We start from the raw sequence: 16,982 nt of genomic DNA, 5'->3' as shown, positions 1-16,982 counted from the left end.
GGGACCAGTACGTCGCAGATCAGGAACCCCACGGAGCGTGGCCACGGCTCACCGGTCTGGTCGAAGGCCTCCAGGTGGCAACCTCCATGGTCGTCCAAGCCACCCACTGGAGCCGCGCAGCCGGCGCGGCCGCGGCGACTGCTGCGCTTGAGCGCTTCTCCCACCTGACCGCGCTCGCCTGCGTCGGAGACCAGCTCGCCGTCGGCTGCTGCGACGTACTCCGATCCCGTGGGGTGACCGTCGGCGAGGACGTGGCGGTCCCCGGGTTCGACGGGACCATCGACGCCCAGAAACACGATCTCACCACCATCGATGCCCGAGCCCGCGAACAAGGAAGCCGAGCCGCGCAGCTCCTGCTCAACACTGCCCTGCAACCACGCCAAGCGATACTTGGCCACCGCCTCGTTCTCAGAGGCAGCAGCTCGGGACTCAAGTAACGCCGATAGACGCGATGCCACCAGCGGCACCATGTGGGCAATCGAGGTCGAGAACTTGCGCGAGACCCGCGGCAGTTGGGGATGTCTACAAGGTGGCGTGCAGCATCATCGTCTGATTGATCTCGGCGAGGTTCTTGGCCAGCTCGAAGTTGAGCCATCCAGCGACGCGCCCCAGCGGCTGGGGCTCGGGCATCACCCAGCTGATCGGCTCGTCCATCGACCGCGTCGCGAGGACCTCGTCCCACTTCGCCTTGAGCTCCACGATTCGGTCGGTGCCGCCGCTCCAGAGGAAGTCGGTCGGGTCGGTGACCGGCTGGTTGCCGACTTGGGCGAGCGTGGTGGTCCACCACCACTCGACGTGCCACAGGAGCCAGCCGATGGTGGCCGGTGCCCAGGGGTGCTGGGGTGTCGGATTCGTCGATCCAGTCGGCGATCCAGCCGTCAGCGGTGTCGTGGACCGTGGGGCTGGTAGGGGTGGGCTTCCAGACAGACCAGGTCTCGGCTGATCTTGCCGATGATGAAGTCGTTGGCAAAAGACCACTCGATGGCCAGTTGTCCTTGCAGCACGCTGCGAGCGGTTTGGTCTCGAGTCACGGTGGTCGTCCTCCGGTGCGCTGTTCGCTGTTGGGTAGGGCCGAGGATGTGCTCCCCTTCGCGAACTGCTTGGCGTGGCCGACGCGCTTCCAATCTAGGCGAACCCCGCGGCAGGACAGGACGTTGGCTCGGGTGGCAGGATCGAGTGGAGTCAGTCGATGGCGGTTGGTGATCCTGCATTCGCTTCGGCTTCTTCCGGTGAAAGATGCAGGATGCAGAACAAGTTCCCGGTGGGGTCAGCCATGACCGTCCAGCCCTCGTTTCCGAGCTGCCCGATGTCGGCATGGCGGGCTCCCAACGAGAGTGCCTTTGCGATGGCCTGGGCTGGGTCATCCGTGCGCAGGTCGAAGTGGATCCTGTCTCCTGTCGGTGCTTCGGTCGCTGGCTGGATCAACAGCGTGGGACCGTCCCCGACGAGCAGGACCGACTGGCTGTGGTTGGGGCCTACCTGGTAGTCGAGGAGGTCACGCCAGAACCGGGCAGTGGCGGGCGCGTCGGTGCTCTTGATCGTGACTGTCTCGAGGCGAATCATGAGCTCACACTAGGTGCTTGGCCTCGACTGTCGGCCCTGAGCCAGACATGCGGCATTTCCGGATGTTTGGTCGCGCTTCAACGCCAGCGGGCGTGGGAGATTGAGGGGAACCGTGCCGCTGGAGATCGTTGGGTGGACAGAGCCTCCGCGGCGCCCGCGTTGGGGCCGTGGTCCGAGACGTGGGTGTGTCCGGCGACTGTCGGATGCACCGCATGGCGCTCGCCATCGGGTCACAACCATGGCCGCTCCCGTGTGCGGCTCACGGCCCGGCTGCTGGACCGCGTTCAGGTGCGCGAGCGCGGCCCTTGTCCCCGCTTCGGCGCCCGGGATGCAGGCGTCGGGTCGGGCTCGATCTCCACGGTGCGCTCCCGTGCCCGGGTGCAGGCGACGTAGATCTTGCGATGTAGGTCGTCGGCGCTGTCGAGGCCGGCGGCCAAGGCTTTGCGCTCGTCGTCCTTCAGGCGAAGCCCGACAACCTCCCACTCGCCACCTTTGGCCTGGTGCGTCGTCAGGCCTGGAACTGGGCGCCCAGGAAAGACCAGTCGTTCCTGTAGCTGGGCGAGCCGCTTCGTGTGGTGGTGGTTAGGCGGACGTAGCTCTCGCGCCGACACTCTGCCGACGACCTGCACCAGCTTTAGGTATGCGGATTTCACCGCGTCCTTGCCGTCGGCGCGCAGGATTTCGACGACGCTTTGCAGTGCTGGTTCCAGCGCGCGTGGGACGTCACGGTCCTGCACGTTCAGCGCGGTCAGGGCATCGTTCAGGTATGTGGCGTCGAGGTCGAAGACGTTCCGGGTGACGTGGTTGAGCAGCAACGTGGCCGCAGCCTCTTCGTAGCCGCCTTTGAAGGCGTGAAACGCCAACGGGAGTACTCCGCCACCAAGGTTCCACAGTTCAGCCCACCGCAGGGCGAGCACGACGTCGACGTCGAGTTCAGATGAGCCGGTCGGCAGGACAAGTCCTTGTCCAGCCCGAAGGTTAGTGGCCAGGTCGTGCTGCTCCCCGGACCGCCACCGGAACGACTTGGTGAGTTTGCGAGTGCCCACTCCGGCCCGTGCCAGAAGCTCGGGAATGGCCTGCGGACGGGCGCCACGGAATAAGTACAGGGCCTGCCATGGGTCTCCGACTAAGGTGACGGCAACGCCAGCGGTGATGGCGGCCTCGATGATGGCGATGTCCAGGTCGTTGGCGTCGAAGACCTCGTCGACAATTAGGGCTCTCATCGTACCGCTGAGCCGTTGCCGCACCCGGGCTGCCGAAGGTGGGTTCTGGAGAGCGAGCGCAAGGATGTCCCGAACGTCTTGGTGGGTACACACGCCCTGCCTCATTAGGGGCACCACCCTTACCGCAGGGAACCGCGCGGCGTAGTCTGAAGCGAATGTCTCGCGAAACCTGAGTTGGCGCCCGACGAGGGACAACTCGTAGACGGACTTAGTCCAGACCGTTCCGCCCGTCGAGGCCCAGCTATCCCGCACGTCCAGAGCGATATCCCCGTCTGGCCACACCGTGGAGGCATCCGGCCAGACAACGAGTTGCTGTCGCATCAAATCGTGAAGAAGGTCGCACATTATCGCGTCCAGGGTGACGATCCGGTGTGGCCAGGTCAGGGCCGCGGGGCCCCACAGCCGTTGGACGCGTCGGCGCAGGTTGTAGGTCGCGGCACGGGTGAAGCTGACAGCTACGACCGCGCGTGCGTCTTGCCGGTGCGCTGCGGAGAACAGTTGCACCCCGAAGCGCTGCGCGGACACCGTGGTTTTGCCCGTGCCTGGGCCTGCCTCAATAAACAGGTTGGTCTGCGAGGTGGCTGCGGCGAGGCGCTGCTCGTTGGTTAGGTCGTCGATGACGCCGGCGTGGCTGAGTGCCTTGCTCAAAGCTGGATGTCCGGCTCGGCGCTCGAAACGTCCTCGGCCTCGACGGCTGGCTCAGGCGTCGGGTAGAGGAAGTCGAAGACGCGCTCGATCGGCGCTGGCACGCGAACCTCGGCGCCGATGAGCTCCCGGTTGTCGCGGAGCCGGCCGGCGAGGGCCTCTGCAAACTCGCCCTTGCGGGCTGCTGCTGCGCCTGCGGGCACCGTCTCCTTGCCATCTTTGTGTTTGCCGCGGAACAGGTCTCTGATCGTCTGCGGTGTGACCTGCTCGGGGACGGCCACGTTGATGTCCGTCAAAGCGGCTGTGACCAGGGACTCGTTGCCCTCGGTCAGTTGAGGCTCCAGCGTCGGGTGACTGTGTTCGACTAGCAAGACGTGCGGGTCGTGTTCGTCGGCCCACGGGGGCAGGGTCGGGGTCTGGTCGAAGTCAAGGTCGCTGTCGCGTAGAACGGCCAGACGGCTGCACAATTCGTGGCCCGGGGTGGCGAGCAGGCGAACCGCCCATGGGCCCACCTTCGTTCCCATCGGCACGATGCTCAGCGCGTCAACGAACGACTGCTTGTCATGGTCATCTTGGGCCCACGCCCAGCCGAACTCGCGAAGCACCGCCGCCTCGGTGACGCCCTCGACGAGCAGGAGACGGTCGGCGAAGAGAGAGGCTGACCTGCTGGCATCCAAATGAAGTCGAGCCTTACGCAGCACCTCAGCTGAGTTCTTGCCCAAGGGGATGTCGGCCACGGCTCGGCAGACTCGTCCTCCGGTGCCGTCTCGGCGAGCGATGACGAGCTCAGTTGGATCGCACGAAGTTATGATGTCTGTGGCGTGGCTGGACAGGATGACCTGAAGCTCAGGGCGCTGTTCGACCTGTCGGCGCAGGTAGCGGACGAGGGAGTGCTGTAGCTGCGGGTGCAAGTGGGCTTCGGGTTCTTCGATGACCACAGTGACGTGGAAGGGTCCGTCAGGATAGAAGGAATCCTCGACACTCTCGCTCTCGACGCGAGCCTGTCGCAGGGTCCGTTCCGCATCCTCAAGCTCGCTGGCGGTCGTACCGTCGTCATCCACAGCCGACCGTCCCGTCGAACCTGCGGTGACGTCCGCTACCGCCCTCGCTATCTGCGTGGAGTCTGGGATGGCCGCGAGAGTTACTGCGATGTGCAGCAGGTTGACATAGCCCAGCCCGGCGACTTCAAGGGGAAGCGCGTTAGAACGTCCTTCCGACGAGGAGAGCATCAACTCCAGCACGCGCGCCAAATAGCGGTCATCGACGACCTGGCCGCGGATGTAGGGCCAATTGCGGGACACGCCTGCTGACAGCGCGCGAAGTTGCTCGCCGACCCTGGCCTCAAGGCCAGCAAGTATCTCATCTGTCGCAAGGGCGTCGAGAAGGCCCGACGCCCGGCCCCGCAACCGGGACAAGTCGCGTCCGCGGCCGCGGTTCTGCTGCTGTGCACGGAGCAACTCGACCAAGACGCGGGTCTCACGGCGCGCTAGTTCTTCGATGGGGTTGCGCCACGCCGGCAGGTAGACGAGTCGGGTACGCGGCTCCACCTCGCTAACGGCACCGAGTGCGCTCGTCGAGATGAAGCCGAGGTCGCGGTGCAGCGTTCGCGACCACTCGGCAGCGACAGTCCCTGGGGCGAGGCGCCCACCTTGCGCCTGCAACTGCTGCCCGAGTGGGCCCTCCTTGTCGGGTTCGTCCTCGAAACGGTATGCCACCTCAATGTCGCGATCTCCCATGCCGAGCGCCGCTGCGGAGTGCCTCGGGAGGTGGGGAAAGCGCTTGCCGTGGCTGAGGTAGATCGCGTCCGTCAGGGTGGTCTTGCCGCCGCCGTTTGGGCCCGCGATGACGGTAAAACGCCCCGGGATCCTGAGTTCCAGGGGGCCGTCAACCGCGCCGCGCATCCCGCGGACACACACATTACTCAGGTACACGACAAAGCCTCCTCGGCGTCCTGCGACATCACGGCCACGATCCTCTGCCGCTTGGACTCATCGTATCCACTGGGGTAAGCCGTCCGGCCAAGGTCCTTGTCGCGACAGACGTGGACTGGGTCGCAAAACGGCTGACGTCCCTTCCTCAGGGCCATGAGGAAAGTGGCGACGCTCTCGACGTCCTCTATCGATTTGAAGTAGCGACGCTGAAGCAGCCACGGATTCCCTCGTACCAACCAGCTGGGCGAATCACCCTGAGGATAGAAATGGTGTCAAGAACCGCCCCATGGCGAACCCCGATCACCCGAGAGCCTCAGTCCGCATGCTCTACAGCTGGTTGGCTGGGACGTGCGCTCATCGGCGGTTGAGGATGCTCACGCACCTCACGCATGACCCACCGCGGGCGGCCCAGGCTGCCGCCGGGCTGCCATGGGCAGCCACGAACCCTGCCGGGGCCCCGTGAAGCGATGGGGCCCATGACGGCCAGATGAATTCTCGGGGTCGGGCCCGCAGGGTGGTGCCCCGGCCCGCGGGCAGCGTCGATAGCCTGTGCGAGGCACTCGCAACACCCCCTCGTCCCCGCGTGATGGAGATCCCATGCAGCACACATCTGCTCGCCGCCCCCTCGGCGCGGCCGCGACCTTGATGGCCCTCGGCCTGGCCGCCCAGACCGTCCTGGCCACGCCGGCCCTGGCCGCCAACGGCGCACCGGTCATCAACGAGGTCTACGGCGGCGGGGGCAACTCCGGTGCCACCCTCACCCACGACTTCGTCGAGCTCCTCAACCCCGGCACCACCGCCGTCGACCTGTCCGGCTGGAAGCTCAACTACTACTCCGCCGCTGGCAACCCCGGCGTCAGCTGCAGCCTGACCGGCAGCATCGCCCCTGGCGCGCACTTCCTGGTGCAGCAGGCCAAGGGCACTGGCGGCACCCAGGCGCTCCCGACCCCCGACGTCACCTGCAGCACCGCGATGAGCGCCACCGCCGGCAGCGTCGAGCTGGTGCGCGCCGACGGCACCGTGGTCGACCTGGTCGGCTTCGGCGGCGCGACGAAGGTGGAGGGCACCGCCGCCCCCGCCCCGTCCAACAGCACCTCGATCAGCCGCTCCGCCGGTGCCGACACCGACGTCAACCGGGCCGACTTCACCACCGGCGCCCCCAGCCCCGAGAGCCAGGGCGGCGTGGTCGACCCCGCACCCACCGATCCGACCCCCACCACCGATCCCACCCCCACCCCTGCCCGCACGGTCTCCATCGCCGAGATCCAGGGCACGGGCGATGCCACCCCGCTGGCCGGCCAGAGCATCACCACCACCGGCGTGGTGACCGCGAGCTACCCGACCGGCGGCTTCAACGGTTTCTACCTGCAGACCCCCGGCAGCGGCGGCACCGCCAAGGCGGCCGGCCAGGCCTCCGACGGCATCTTCGTCTACACCGGCAGCGCCCCCACGGTGGAGCCGGGCCAGTGCTGGACCGTCACCGGAATCCCGGCCGAGTTCAACAAGCTCACCCAGATCACCAAGCCCGAACTTGCCCCGGCCACGGACTGCGACCCGGTCGCGCCCACCGAGCTGGCCACCCTGCCCGCCACCGACGCGGACAAGGAGGCCTATGAGGGCATGCTCGTGCTCCCCAAGGGCGAGTACACGATCACCAACAACTACGCGCTCAACAACTATGGCCAGATCGGCCTGACTCCCGGTGGCGAGCCGCTGTGGGCCGCCACCGACCGCGTCGCCCCCGCCGAGGCGGCCGTCTTCGAGGCCGAGCAGGCCAAGCGCTACATCACCCTGGACGACGGCTCCAGCTGGGACTACCTGCGCAACACCACCGCGCAGAAGAGCCCGCTGCCCTACCTGAGCCAGGACGAGCCGATGCGCACCGACTCCCAGGTCAGCTTCACCCTGCCGGTCATCCTGGACTACCGCTTCCAGTGGAACTACCAGCCCGTCGACCAGATCGTCGGCGCCACCGACGCCAACGACCCGCTGTCCACCGAGAACGACCGTCCCACCGCGGCCCCGGCCGTCAGGGGAGACCTCAAGCTGGGCGCCATGAACGTGCTCAACTACTTCACCGACCTCGGGCAGGACGAGGAGGGCTGCGCCGGCTACAAGGACATCTACGACACCCCCGTGGGCGCCAATGGCTGCACCGTGCGCGGCGCCCACACCCCCACCGCACTGGCCGACCAGCAGGCCAAGATCGTCGCCGCCCTGCAGATGCTCGATGCCGACGTGGTCGGCCTGATGGAGGTGGAGAACTCGGCCCGCTTCGGCCACGAGCGCGACGCCGCCCTCAAGACCCTGGTCGAGGCCCTCAATGCCAGGGTCGGCGCCGGCACCTACGCCTATGTCCCCAGCCCGGCCGTGCTGCCTGCCAGCGAGGACGTCATCCGGACCGCCTTCATCTACAAGACCGCGAAGGTGACCCCCACCGACGCCTCGGTGGTGCTCGACAGCCCCGACTTCGCCAATGCCCGCCAGCCGCTGGGACAGAAGTTCACCTCGGTGGCCAGCGGCGAGAGCTTCACCGTCGTGGCCAACCACTTCAAGAGCAAGGGCTCGGGCGTTGACGACGGCACCGGCCAGGGTCTGAGCAATCCCTCCCGCGAGGAGCAGGCCCGCGACCTGACCGCCTGGACCGAGCAGATGTGGCCCGGCGAGCCGGTCTTCCTGGTGGGTGACTTCAACGCCTACACCGAGGAGACCCCCATCACCATCCTCGAGCAGGCCGGCTTCACCGACCTGGTGCGCCAGTTCAACCCGGAGTCCACCAGCTACCAGTTCGGCGGACGACTGGGCTCGCTCGACCATGCGCTGGCCAATGCCGCGGCGCTGACGATGGTCACCGGCGCCGATGACCTCAACATCAACGGCGACGAGTCGGTGGCCATGCAGTACTCCCGCCGCAACTACAACATCGTGGACTTCTACGCCCCGACCGCCTACGGCGCCAGCGACCACGACCCGGTGCTCGTCGGCATCAAGAGCGCCCCGCTGCCCACGCTCACCAGCGGCGCGAACAGCAAGTGGTTCTACTTCGACGTTGCCGGCGCCCAGAGCGGCGACAAGCTGCAGGTCACCGCCACCTGGAAGGGCAGGCAGCGCACCATCACCGTCGATGCCGCCAAGGGCTATGACTCGCCGCGCGAGCCCAGCTGGACCACCGCCTCGGCCGTCATCGTGCGCGACGGCACGGTGCTGGAGCAGACCCGGGTGACCATCAAGAACCCCAGCAAGTCGTGACACCAGCCCGGCGGCCAAAGGCCAGCTGAGGGAATGAGAAGGGCCGCAGGAAGTTGCTCCTGCGGCCCTTCGGCCGTCCACTACTGTTGGCACCATGACCGTCGCACTTGGCATGCCCGCACTCCCCGCGCCCGTCCTGGCCCCCCGTCGCCAAACCCGCCAGATCCACGTCGGCAAGGTGGGGGTGGGCAGCGACCACCCCATTTCGGTGCAGTCGATGACCACCACCAAGACCACCGACATCAACGCGACGCTGCAGCAGATCGCCCAGCTGACCGCGGCCGGTTGTGACATCGTGCGCGTGGCCTGCCCCAGCCAGGACGACGCCGAGGCGCTGCCGATCATCGCCAAGAAGTCCGCCATCCCGGTGATCGCCGACATCCACTTCCAGCCGAAGTACGTCTTCGCCGCCATCGACGCCGGCTGCGCCGCGGTGCGCGTCAACCCCGGCAACATCAAGAAGTTCGATGACAAGGTTGCCGAGATCGCCAAGGCGGCCAGCGACGCTGGAGTGAGCCTGCGCATCGGCGTCAATGCCGGCTCCCTCGACCCGCGCCTGATGAAGAAGTACGGCTCGGCCACCCCCGAGGCGCTGGTCGAGTCGGCCCTGTGGGAGGCGAGCGTGTTCGAGGAGATTGGCTTCAAGGACTACAAGATCTCGGTCAAGCACAACGACCCGATCACCATGGTCCAGACCTACCGCCTGCTGGCGGCGCAGACCGACGTGCCGCTCCACCTGGGTGTCACCGAGGCCGGCCCCGCCTTCCAGGGCACCATCAAGTCCACCGCGGCCTTCTCCATCCTGCTGGCCGAGGGCATCGGCGACACCATCCGCGTCTCCCTGTCGGCCGATCCGGTCGAGGAGGTCAAGGTGGGCACCAAGATGCTGGAGGTGCTCAACCTGCGCCCCCGCAAGCTCGACGTCGTCTCCTGCCCCGGCTGTGGCCGTGCCCAGGTGGACATCTGGGGCCTGGCCGACAAGGTCAGCGCCGGCCTGGAGGGCATGACCGCCCCGCTGCGCGTGGCCGTGATGGGCTGTGTCGTCAACGGTCCCGGTGAGGCACGCGAAGCCGACCTGGGCGTGGCCGCAGGCAATGGCAAGGGCCAGATCTTCATCCGCGGCGAGGTCGTCAAGACGGTTGCGGAGGAGCAGATCGTCGAGACCCTCATCGAGGAGGCGAACCGTCTTGCTGCAGAAATGGGCGAAGTGGGCCAGCCCCAGGTCCAGGTCAGCTGAGGTGGAGCGGGCCCGTCCCTCCTCCGGAGTACTGCGGGTACTGGACAACCAGGACCTCGACGAGGCCCTCGCCCTGCTCGACCGCAATCGGGTCGCCAATGTCTTCGTCCGCTCCCGCATCTCGCGGGCCGGCCTCGACCCCTGGCTGCTCGGATGCCAGGTGGTCGGCTGGGAGCGCGACGGCGAGCTGGTGAGCCTTGCCCACCTGGGCTCGAACCTGGTGGCGGTGGACGCCGACGCCGAGGCACTCGATGCCTATGTGCGCTATCTGGGACCGCACCGTCGTTCGGCCTCCATCATGGGTGTGGCAGAGCCCACCATCGCCCTGTGGGAGGGGTTGAGCCAACACTGGGGAGGGCAGTGGTCCAGCGTGCGTGACATGCGGCCAGTCCAGCCCCTGATGGCGATCCGCGAGACCCCGCAGGTGGGCGTCGACGAGCGGGTGCGCCCGATCACGATGGCCGACTTCGACAGCTACTTCGAGGCCGCCGTGGCGATGTACACCGAAGAAGTGGGGGTGAGTCCGCTGGAGTCCAGCGGCAGTTACCGGCGCCACGTGCAGTGCACCATCGAGGAGCAGCGCGCCTTCGGCATCGTGGAGGACGGTCGGGTGGTCTACAAGTCCGACGTGGGCTGTGCCAGTGGTCAGGTCTGTCAGGTCCAAGGTGTCTGGATGCGTCCCGACCTGCGCGGCCGGGGCTTGGCGGCCGGTGCGATGGCTGGCGTCGTGGAGCTGTGTCGGGCCCGCTGGGGCACGGTGAGCCTGTACGTCAACGACTACAACTCCGTTGCCCTGAAGCTCTACCGGCGGGTCGGTTTCGAGCAGGAGGGGACGCTGGCCACCGTGCTCTACTGAGCAGGCCGGCAGGGTCCCGTCCGGCCACCTCGCGTCCCTGTTCGAGTGGCCCGCACACAAAGAGAGCACCTGTGCGGTCTCGGGGGATACCACGCAGGTGCTTCAGGCCAATCATGCCGGAAAGGCCCCGCAATGCCAAGCCCGTAAGGAAAGTTGGACATCTTCCAGTCTGGGCCCGCGCGGAAGGTTGGAAGTCTGCCAGTCTGGGCCGGAGGATCCGTCCGGGACGCTGCGCAACGGGCAGGCGCGGCGGGCCTGTGACGGATAGGCTTGGCCCGCTCCACGACGCCAGGCTGAAGGGCAGCCGAGGGTGTTCCTGGCAGGCGGACGTCACGTGCCGGTGGGGCAGGAGGAAAGTCCCGAATGATCTCCCGCATGAGTTCTCTGTTCGTCCGCACCCTGCGCGACGATCCGGCCGACGCCGAGGTACCCAGCCACCGCTGGTTGGTGCGCGCCGGCTACATCCGCCGCGTCGCGCCCGGCATCTACTCCTGGCTGCCGCTGGGACTCAAGGTGCTGCACAAGGTGGAGACGATCGTCCGCGAGGAGATGGATGCAATCGGGGCGCAGGAGGTCCAGTTCCCGGCCCTGCTGCCGCGCGAGCCCTATGAGGCCACCGGCCGCTGGGCCGAGTACGGCGAAAACCTCTTCCGCCTCAAGGACCGTCGCGGCGCCGACCTGCTGCTCGGCCCCACCCATGAGGAGATGTTCACCCTCATGGTCAAGGACATCTACAGCTCCTACAAGGACCTTCCGCTGTCGCTCTACCAGGTGCAGAACAAGTACCGCGACGAGGCCCGTCCGCGCGCCGGGATCCTGCGCGGGCGCGAGTTCGTGATGAAGGACTCCTACTCCTTCGACGTCGATGATGCTGGCCTGGAGGCGAGCTACCAGAAGCACCGCGAGGCCTACATCAGGATTTTCGACCGCCTGGGCTTCGACTATGTCATCGTGCAGGCCATGGCCGGTGCCATGGGCGGTTCCAAGAGCGAGGAGTTCCTCGCCGTGGCACCCAATGGCGAGGACACCTTCGTGCGCTCGCCCGGTGGTTATGCCGCCAATGTCGAGGCCGTCCGCATCGCCGCGCCCGAGCCGCAGCCGATCGAGGGCGCCCCCGCCGCACACGTCGAGCCGAGCCCCGGCGCGGACACCATCGAGACCCTGGTGACCTGGCTGAACCGTGACCACGCCCGCAGCGACCGTGAGTGGACCGGCGCCGACACGCTGAAGAATGTGGTCTTCAAGCTGGCGCATCCCGACGGCACCGTCGAGGTCTTGGCCATCGGGCTGCCCGGTGACCGCGCCGTGGACGAGAAGCGTCTGGAGGCCGCGGTCGAGCCCGCCGTGGTGGAGCCCTTCACCGAGGAGGACTTCGCCGCCAATCCGCTGCTCCAGAAGGGTTACATCGGCCCCGAGGTGCTGGGCGAGAAGAACGCGTCCAAGGTGCGCTACCTGGTCGATCCCCGCGTGGTCGACGGCACCCGCTGGGTGACCGGCGCCAACCGCCACGAGCACCACGTCATCGACCTGGTCTGTGGCCGCGACTTCACCCCCGACGGTGTCATCGACGTCGCCGAGGTGCGGGAGGGCGATCCGGCCCCCGATGGTTCGGGACCGATGAGCCTGGCCCGCGGCATCGAGATGGGCCACATCTTCCAGCTCGGCCGCAAGTATGCCGACTCGCTGGGCCTGAAGGTGCTCGACCAGAACGGCAAGCTGGTCACCGTCACCATGGGCTCCTACGGCATCGGCGTCTCCCGCGCCGTGGCCGCGGTGGCCGAAGGCACCAGCGACGAGAAGGGCCTGAGCTGGCCCCGCTCGCTGGCGCCCTATGACGTCGAGGTGATGGCCACCGGCAAGGGGGCGGAGATCTTCGACTTCGCAGAGAAGCTCGCCACCGAGCTCTCCGAGGCCGGCCTGGACGTGCTCTACGACGACCGCAAGGCCAGCCCGGGCGTGAAGTTCGCCGACTCCGAGATCCTCGGCATGCCCACCACCGTGGTGGTCGGCCGCGACCTGGCCAATGGCCTGGTGGAGCTGCGTGACCGCGCCAGCGGCGAGAAGCGCACTGTCGCCAGCGAGGACGTCCTGGCCGAGGTGCTCAAGGAGGTTCGCGGCTGATGGAGTGGCGGGGCGGCCCCGGCCTCGATGAGCTGTCCGGCGCCCGGCGGCGCTGGCCCGACTGACGGGGGGCAGCCCGTGGGCACCGAGCTCGCCCTGGGCGTCGTGGCGATGCTCGTGCTGGCCGCCCTCGTCGCCGGCTGGATCGATGCCGTGGTCGGTGGGGGAGGACTGGTCCAGCTGCCCGCGCTGGTGATCGGAATGCCGGACGACACCCCAGTGGCCACCTTGGGTGGCACCAACAAGGTGCCGGCCAGCGCCGGCACCTTGATGGCGACCCTGAACCACCTGCGCACCGTCACCGTCGACTGGTCCAGCGCCCTGCCGCTGATGGCCACCGCCGGCCTCGGCTCGGTCTGCGGCGCCCAGCTGGCGCAACACTTCCCCAAGCAGTGGTTCACGCCGCTGCTGCTGGTGGTCGTGCTGGTGGTCGGCGGCTACACGGTGCGACGACCCCAGCTGGGGCTGCGCCAGGAGCTGAGGCACTCCTCGCGGGCCCACACGCGACGGATGGTGCTGATCGGTGGCGGCATCGGGCTCTATGACGGGCTGGTGGGCCCGGGAACCGGGACCTTCTTCACCATCGCCCTGGTCTCGGTGCTGGGCTACGGCTTCCTGCAGGCCACCACGCTGACCAAGCTCGCGAACCTCACCACCAATCTGTCCGCGATTGCCGTCTTCGCCCACAGCGGGCACGTGGTCTGGGGCCTGGCGCTGACGATGGCCGCCGCGAACCTGTGCGGTGGGCTGTTGGGCGCGCGCACCGCGGTGCGTCGGGGCAATGCCTTCGTCCGCAAGGTCTTCCTGGTGGTCATCGCCCTGCTGGCGGCGAAGCTGGCGCTGGACAGCGTGCAGCTGCTGCTGTGAGCCCTGGAGGTCCGGACGCGGGCTGTGGGCGTTGCCCGGACCGGCCGGTTCAGGCGCTCGCGGCACTCCATCCCGGCCAGACCGGCAGCGGCGCCCCGAGCTGGTCCAGGCGAGCGGCCTGGCCCCGGGCCATCCCCAGGGCGCGCACCCGTCGGGCACCGGCAGGGCTGGCGCCCGCCAGCCGGGTGGCGGCATCGAGCACGAGGGACTCCAGCTGGGTCCAGGTGGCCAACACCGAGCGGGCGTCGGTGAGCGGGCCGGGCATCCGATAGGACAGCTCGGCCGGGGGTACCGCCGCCCCGGCCTCGACGATCCACTGCGCCACCTGGTCGCGAAGCTCCATGGCCCGCGGGAGGCGGGTGCGCCCGTCGGTGGCGCGCGCGTCGGTGGGACGCACCTGGCCGCATCCCACCTGCAGGCCCTCCACCAGCGCGCGCAGCCGACTGAGCAGCACCTGCAGCGATTCGGTCTCGGTGCCCGGTGCCGCCGTGGACGGGTCCATCGTCACGGCGGCCACGCCCCAGGCGGTGGGAGCGGCCTGGCAGAAGACCGCCAGGGATGCCAGCAGCAGGGCCGGAGGGCCGGCCGGGGTGCGGCCGAGCGCGGCCAGGTGCTGGGTGTGCGCCGAGGCCTCCTGCGCGGCCAGCTGCTGGGCGGCAGACGTCCAGTCCTTCCCGACCGGCGCCGGAGCCGGGGTGGCAGAGGGCTGCACCACCAGGCTGCTGCGCAGGAGCTCGGCATGGGCACCGTGGGCCGCGGCGAGGGCTCGCAGACGGGCCTGCTGGGGGCCCGGGACGGCCAAGGCCTTCGCGTGGTCGAGCACCGCACGGGCCTGGGTTGCCAGGGACTGCTCGAGGAGCAGGGCCCGCTCGGCCTGGGGGTCGGTGCTGGGGCTGGCACTGGCCCGGCTACCGCGTCCTGCCCGGGGCTCCACGGTCGGGGAGGCCACGCATCCGGTGGTGCCTGCCAGTGTGGTGCCGGCCAGTGCGGTGGCGAGCAGGGCCCGGCGGGTGGGGCGCAATCCAGTCTCGGGGGCGGGCGGCATGAGCACGATCCTAGTGGGGTGGGTCGCGTGAGCCGGGGCGGTCGTCGCCAGCCGGTAGGATTGACGGGATCCTTCGCCCCCGGGCGGGGGATCGTGCGCATCGGGCAGTGCCCGTGCCGCAGGAAGCCGACCACAACTTCATCCAACACAACTGGATCACAACTGGAAGGTGGCAAGACGTGAAGGAAAGCGTCGTGACGCCCATCATCACCCCGGTCCTGGCCCACCACGGGCTGGAACTGGACTCCCTCGACATCATCCCCGCCGGCAAGCGCAAGGTGCTGCGCATCACGGTGGACGGCGACGGCCCCCTGGGGCGCGGTCCACTGCTCGACGACATCGCCGCCGCCACCCGCGACATCTCCGACGAGCTGGACGCCTCGCCCGATATCGGCGATGCGCCCTTCACCCTCGAGGTGAGCTCCCGCGGCGTCGGCAAGCCGCTGACGCAGGCCAAGCACTTCCGCCGCAACATCGGCCGTCTGGTGCTGGCCATCCTGCTCGACGGCAGCCAGGTGCGCGGTCGCATCACCGAGGCCGACGAGACCCGCGTGGTCGTGGCGCTCGAGCCCGAGCCGGGCAAGAAGCTGCCCAAGGATGCCCCGACCAGTCGCGAGCTGGCCCTTGACGAAATCACGAAGGCCACCGTGCAGGTGGAGATGAACCGCAAGTCCGATCCCGAGCTCGACGAGCTCGGCGATGACGAGGATGCGGACGAGGAGGAGAACTGATGGACATCGACATGGCTGCCCTGCGGGCGATCGAGCGCGACAAGGAGATCCCCCTGGACTATCTGGTCCAGGCCCTCGAGGACGCGATGCTCAATGCCTATGACAAGACCCAGCACGCCATCCGCGGCGCACGGGTCGAGCTCGACCGCAAGAGCGGACGGTTCGCGGTCCTGGCCCCCGAGAAGGACGAGGGGGGCCAGACCGTCGGCTGGTACGACGACACCCCGCGCGACTTCGGTCGCGTGGCCGCCTCCACAGCCCGCCAGGTGATCTTCCAGCGACTGCGCGAGGCCGAGGACGAGCGCAAGTACGGCCACTTCGCCGCCAGCGAGGGCGACATCCTGCTGGGAACCGTCCAGCAGGACCGGGACTCGCGCACCATCCGGGTGGCCCTGGGCGACAAGATGGAGGCCATCATGCCGCTGGCCGAGCAGGCCCCCGGCGAGGAGTACACGCACGGCAAGCGCCTGCGCGTGTTCGTGGTGAGCGTGCGACGCGAGGCCCGCGGACCCCAGGTGGTCGTCTCGCGCACCCACCCCGGGCTGGTCAAGAAGCTCTTCGCCCTGGAGGTGCCGGAGATCGAGCAGGGCGTGGTGGAGATCAAGGAGATCGCCCGCGAGGCCGGTCACCGCACCAAGATCGCCATCGTCAGCCACAATCCCGACGTCTCGGCCAAGGGTGCCTGCATCGGCCCCATGGGCCAGCGCGTGCGGGCGGTGATGAGCGAACTGAATGACGAGAAGATCGACATCATCGACTGGTCGGAGGACCCGGCCGAGTTCGTCGCCCAGGCCCTCAGCCCGGCCAAGGTGAGCAAGGTGACCGTGGTCGACGCGGCCGCCCGCGCGGCCCGCGTCGTGGTTCCCGACTACCAGCTGAGCCTGGCCATCGGCCGGGAGGGGCAGAACGCCCGCCTGGCCGCCCGGCTGACGGGCTGGCGCATCGACATCCGTTCCGACGCCGCCCCGCAGAACTGACGGCAGGACCGGTGGGCCAGGGGCTGCGAGCCTGCTCGCAGCCTCTGGCCGTCGCCGCCACTGCCAGGCACGAACGGTAGGATGGAGCGGTGGATCAGCCAGTACGTACCTGTGTGGGATGCCGTCGCACGGACGCGCAGGACCAGCTCCTGCGCCACGTCGTGGTCGACGGTCAGGTGGTGCCCGACCCGGCCCGACGGATGCCGGGCAGGGGAGCGTGGCTTCACCGCGACCCGCAGTGTGCCGAGCTGGCCGCCCGCAAGGGGGGCTTCGCCCGGTCCTTCCGGCGGCGCGTCCTCCCGCCTCCAGTCACGGCCTGACTGCGCCATTGGCCCTGAAGTGGCCCTTCGCGGTAACATGGACAGCGCGCGTCCGCTCGGATCCCCGAGTCGGATCTACCAAAAAGCCCCTGCACCCGCTGCTGGGGCTGACCAGAAAGTGGGCTAACGCTCATGACCACTCGATGAGTAATCACCAATGAGCATCAACACCAACTAACTGGTCCGGCGTCGTGCAAAGACCCGGACCTGAAGGAGA

At 68.3% G+C, this 16,982-nt stretch carries 15 protein-coding genes; 9 read left to right on the top strand and 6 right to left on the bottom strand.

Annotated elements, in window-relative coordinates:
- The first annotated feature begins 86 nt into the window (after nucleotides 1–86).
- Nucleotides 87–437: a substrate-binding domain-containing protein gene (locus ACYVKA_RS11515; protein ID WP_460705558.1), complete on the top strand. Its 351-nt coding sequence runs from the start codon at nucleotides 87–89 to the stop codon at nucleotides 435–437.
- Between the two features lie 85 nt (nucleotides 438–522).
- Here ACYVKA_RS11515 and ACYVKA_RS11510 read toward each other — a convergent pair whose 3' ends face one another.
- The 5 genes from ACYVKA_RS11510 to ACYVKA_RS11490 all read right to left on the bottom strand — a co-directional run bounded on the left by ACYVKA_RS11510 (nucleotide 523) and on the right by ACYVKA_RS11490 (nucleotide 5,362).
- Complete coding sequence (locus ACYVKA_RS11510) at nucleotides 523–699, bottom strand: hypothetical protein (RefSeq protein WP_460705554.1); 177 nt, start codon at nucleotides 697–699, stop codon at nucleotides 523–525.
- A gap of 179 nt (nucleotides 700–878) precedes the next feature.
- Nucleotides 879–1,031: a hypothetical protein gene (locus ACYVKA_RS11505; RefSeq protein ID WP_460705552.1), complete on the bottom strand. Its 153-nt coding sequence runs from the start codon at nucleotides 1,029–1,031 to the stop codon at nucleotides 879–881.
- A gap of 151 nt (nucleotides 1,032–1,182) precedes the next feature.
- Nucleotides 1,183–1,563, bottom strand: a complete 381-nt coding sequence (locus ACYVKA_RS11500) for a VOC family protein (RefSeq protein ID WP_460705550.1) — start codon at nucleotides 1,561–1,563, stop codon at nucleotides 1,183–1,185.
- 284 nt (nucleotides 1,564–1,847) lie between these two features.
- Complete coding sequence (locus ACYVKA_RS11495; protein ID WP_460705548.1) at nucleotides 1,848–3,434, bottom strand: UvrD-helicase domain-containing protein; 1,587 nt, start codon at nucleotides 3,432–3,434, stop codon at nucleotides 1,848–1,850.
- Nucleotides 3,431–5,362: an ATP-dependent nuclease gene (locus ACYVKA_RS11490; RefSeq protein WP_460705546.1), complete on the bottom strand. Its 1,932-nt coding sequence runs from the start codon at nucleotides 5,360–5,362 to the stop codon at nucleotides 3,431–3,433. The genes ACYVKA_RS11495 and ACYVKA_RS11490 overlap by 4 nt, the downstream gene beginning before the upstream one ends.
- A gap of 597 nt (nucleotides 5,363–5,959) precedes the next feature.
- Here ACYVKA_RS11490 and ACYVKA_RS11485 point away from each other — a divergent pair.
- From ACYVKA_RS11485 to ACYVKA_RS11465, 5 genes are all read left to right on the top strand, one after another.
- Nucleotides 5,960–8,611, top strand: a complete 2,652-nt coding sequence (locus ACYVKA_RS11485) for an ExeM/NucH family extracellular endonuclease (RefSeq protein ID WP_460705544.1) — start codon at nucleotides 5,960–5,962, stop codon at nucleotides 8,609–8,611.
- A 94-nt stretch (nucleotides 8,612–8,705) separates the two neighbouring features.
- Nucleotides 8,706–9,848, top strand: a complete 1,143-nt coding sequence (gene ispG / locus ACYVKA_RS11480) for a flavodoxin-dependent (E)-4-hydroxy-3-methylbut-2-enyl-diphosphate synthase (RefSeq protein ID WP_460705542.1) — start codon at nucleotides 8,706–8,708, stop codon at nucleotides 9,846–9,848.
- A 1-nt stretch (nucleotide 9,849) separates the two neighbouring features.
- On the top strand, nucleotides 9,850–10,704 hold the full coding sequence (locus ACYVKA_RS11475; RefSeq protein ID WP_460705540.1) for a GNAT family N-acetyltransferase: 855 nt from the start codon (nucleotides 9,850–9,852) through the stop codon (nucleotides 10,702–10,704).
- A 375-nt stretch (nucleotides 10,705–11,079) separates the two neighbouring features.
- Nucleotides 11,080–12,825: a proline--tRNA ligase gene (locus ACYVKA_RS11470; RefSeq protein WP_460705538.1), complete on the top strand. Its 1,746-nt coding sequence runs from the start codon at nucleotides 11,080–11,082 to the stop codon at nucleotides 12,823–12,825.
- Nucleotides 12,826–12,903: 78 nt separating this feature from the next.
- The gene (locus tag ACYVKA_RS11465; protein ID WP_460705536.1) at nucleotides 12,904–13,692 is read left to right on the top strand and encodes a sulfite exporter TauE/SafE family protein; all 789 of its coding nucleotides are present in this window, start codon (nucleotides 12,904–12,906) and stop codon (nucleotides 13,690–13,692) included.
- A gap of 49 nt (nucleotides 13,693–13,741) precedes the next feature.
- On the opposite strand, the gene ACYVKA_RS11460 is transcribed toward ACYVKA_RS11465, so the two are convergent.
- On the bottom strand, nucleotides 13,742–14,737 hold the full coding sequence (locus ACYVKA_RS11460) for a ferritin family protein (protein WP_460705534.1): 996 nt from the start codon (nucleotides 14,735–14,737) through the stop codon (nucleotides 13,742–13,744).
- A gap of 179 nt (nucleotides 14,738–14,916) precedes the next feature.
- Here ACYVKA_RS11460 and rimP point away from each other — a divergent pair, with 179 nt between their 5' ends.
- The 3 genes from rimP to ACYVKA_RS11445 all read left to right on the top strand — a co-directional run bounded on the left by rimP (nucleotide 14,917) and on the right by ACYVKA_RS11445 (nucleotide 16,765).
- Complete coding sequence (gene rimP / locus ACYVKA_RS11455; RefSeq protein WP_460705532.1) at nucleotides 14,917–15,468, top strand: ribosome maturation factor RimP; 552 nt, start codon at nucleotides 14,917–14,919, stop codon at nucleotides 15,466–15,468.
- The gene (gene nusA / locus ACYVKA_RS11450) at nucleotides 15,468–16,445 is read left to right on the top strand and encodes a transcription termination factor NusA (RefSeq protein ID WP_394275995.1); all 978 of its coding nucleotides are present in this window, start codon (nucleotides 15,468–15,470) and stop codon (nucleotides 16,443–16,445) included. The genes rimP and nusA overlap by 1 nt, the downstream gene beginning before the upstream one ends.
- A gap of 89 nt (nucleotides 16,446–16,534) precedes the next feature.
- Nucleotides 16,535–16,765, top strand: a complete 231-nt coding sequence (locus ACYVKA_RS11445) for a YlxR family protein (RefSeq protein ID WP_460705530.1) — start codon at nucleotides 16,535–16,537, stop codon at nucleotides 16,763–16,765.
- The last annotated feature ends 217 nt before the right edge of the window (nucleotides 16,766–16,982 follow it).

This window comes from Luteococcus sediminum (assembly GCF_054783495.1).
This window is presented reverse-complemented; position numbering and strand designations above follow the sequence as displayed.

Excerpts from the sequence above, each read along its gene's own strand:
- ACYVKA_RS11500 (WP_460705550.1), bottom strand. The coding sequence starts at position 1,563 with ATGATTCGCCTCGAGACAGTCACGATCAAGAGCACCGACGCGCCCGCC.
- ACYVKA_RS11485 (WP_460705544.1), top strand. The coding sequence starts at position 5,960 with ATGCAGCACACATCTGCTCGCCGCCCCCTCGGCGCGGCCGCGACCTTG.
- nusA (WP_394275995.1), top strand. The coding sequence starts at position 15,468 with ATGGACATCGACATGGCTGCCCTGCGGGCGATCGAGCGCGACAAGGAG.
- ACYVKA_RS11470 (WP_460705538.1), top strand. The coding sequence starts at position 11,080 with ATGAGTTCTCTGTTCGTCCGCACCCTGCGCGACGATCCGGCCGACGCC.
- ispG (WP_460705542.1), top strand. The coding sequence starts at position 8,706 with ATGACCGTCGCACTTGGCATGCCCGCACTCCCCGCGCCCGTCCTGGCC.
- ACYVKA_RS11515 (WP_460705558.1), top strand. The coding sequence starts at position 87 with ATGGTCGTCCAAGCCACCCACTGGAGCCGCGCAGCCGGCGCGGCCGCG.
- ACYVKA_RS11460 (WP_460705534.1), bottom strand. The coding sequence starts at position 14,737 with ATGCCGCCCGCCCCCGAGACTGGATTGCGCCCCACCCGCCGGGCCCTG.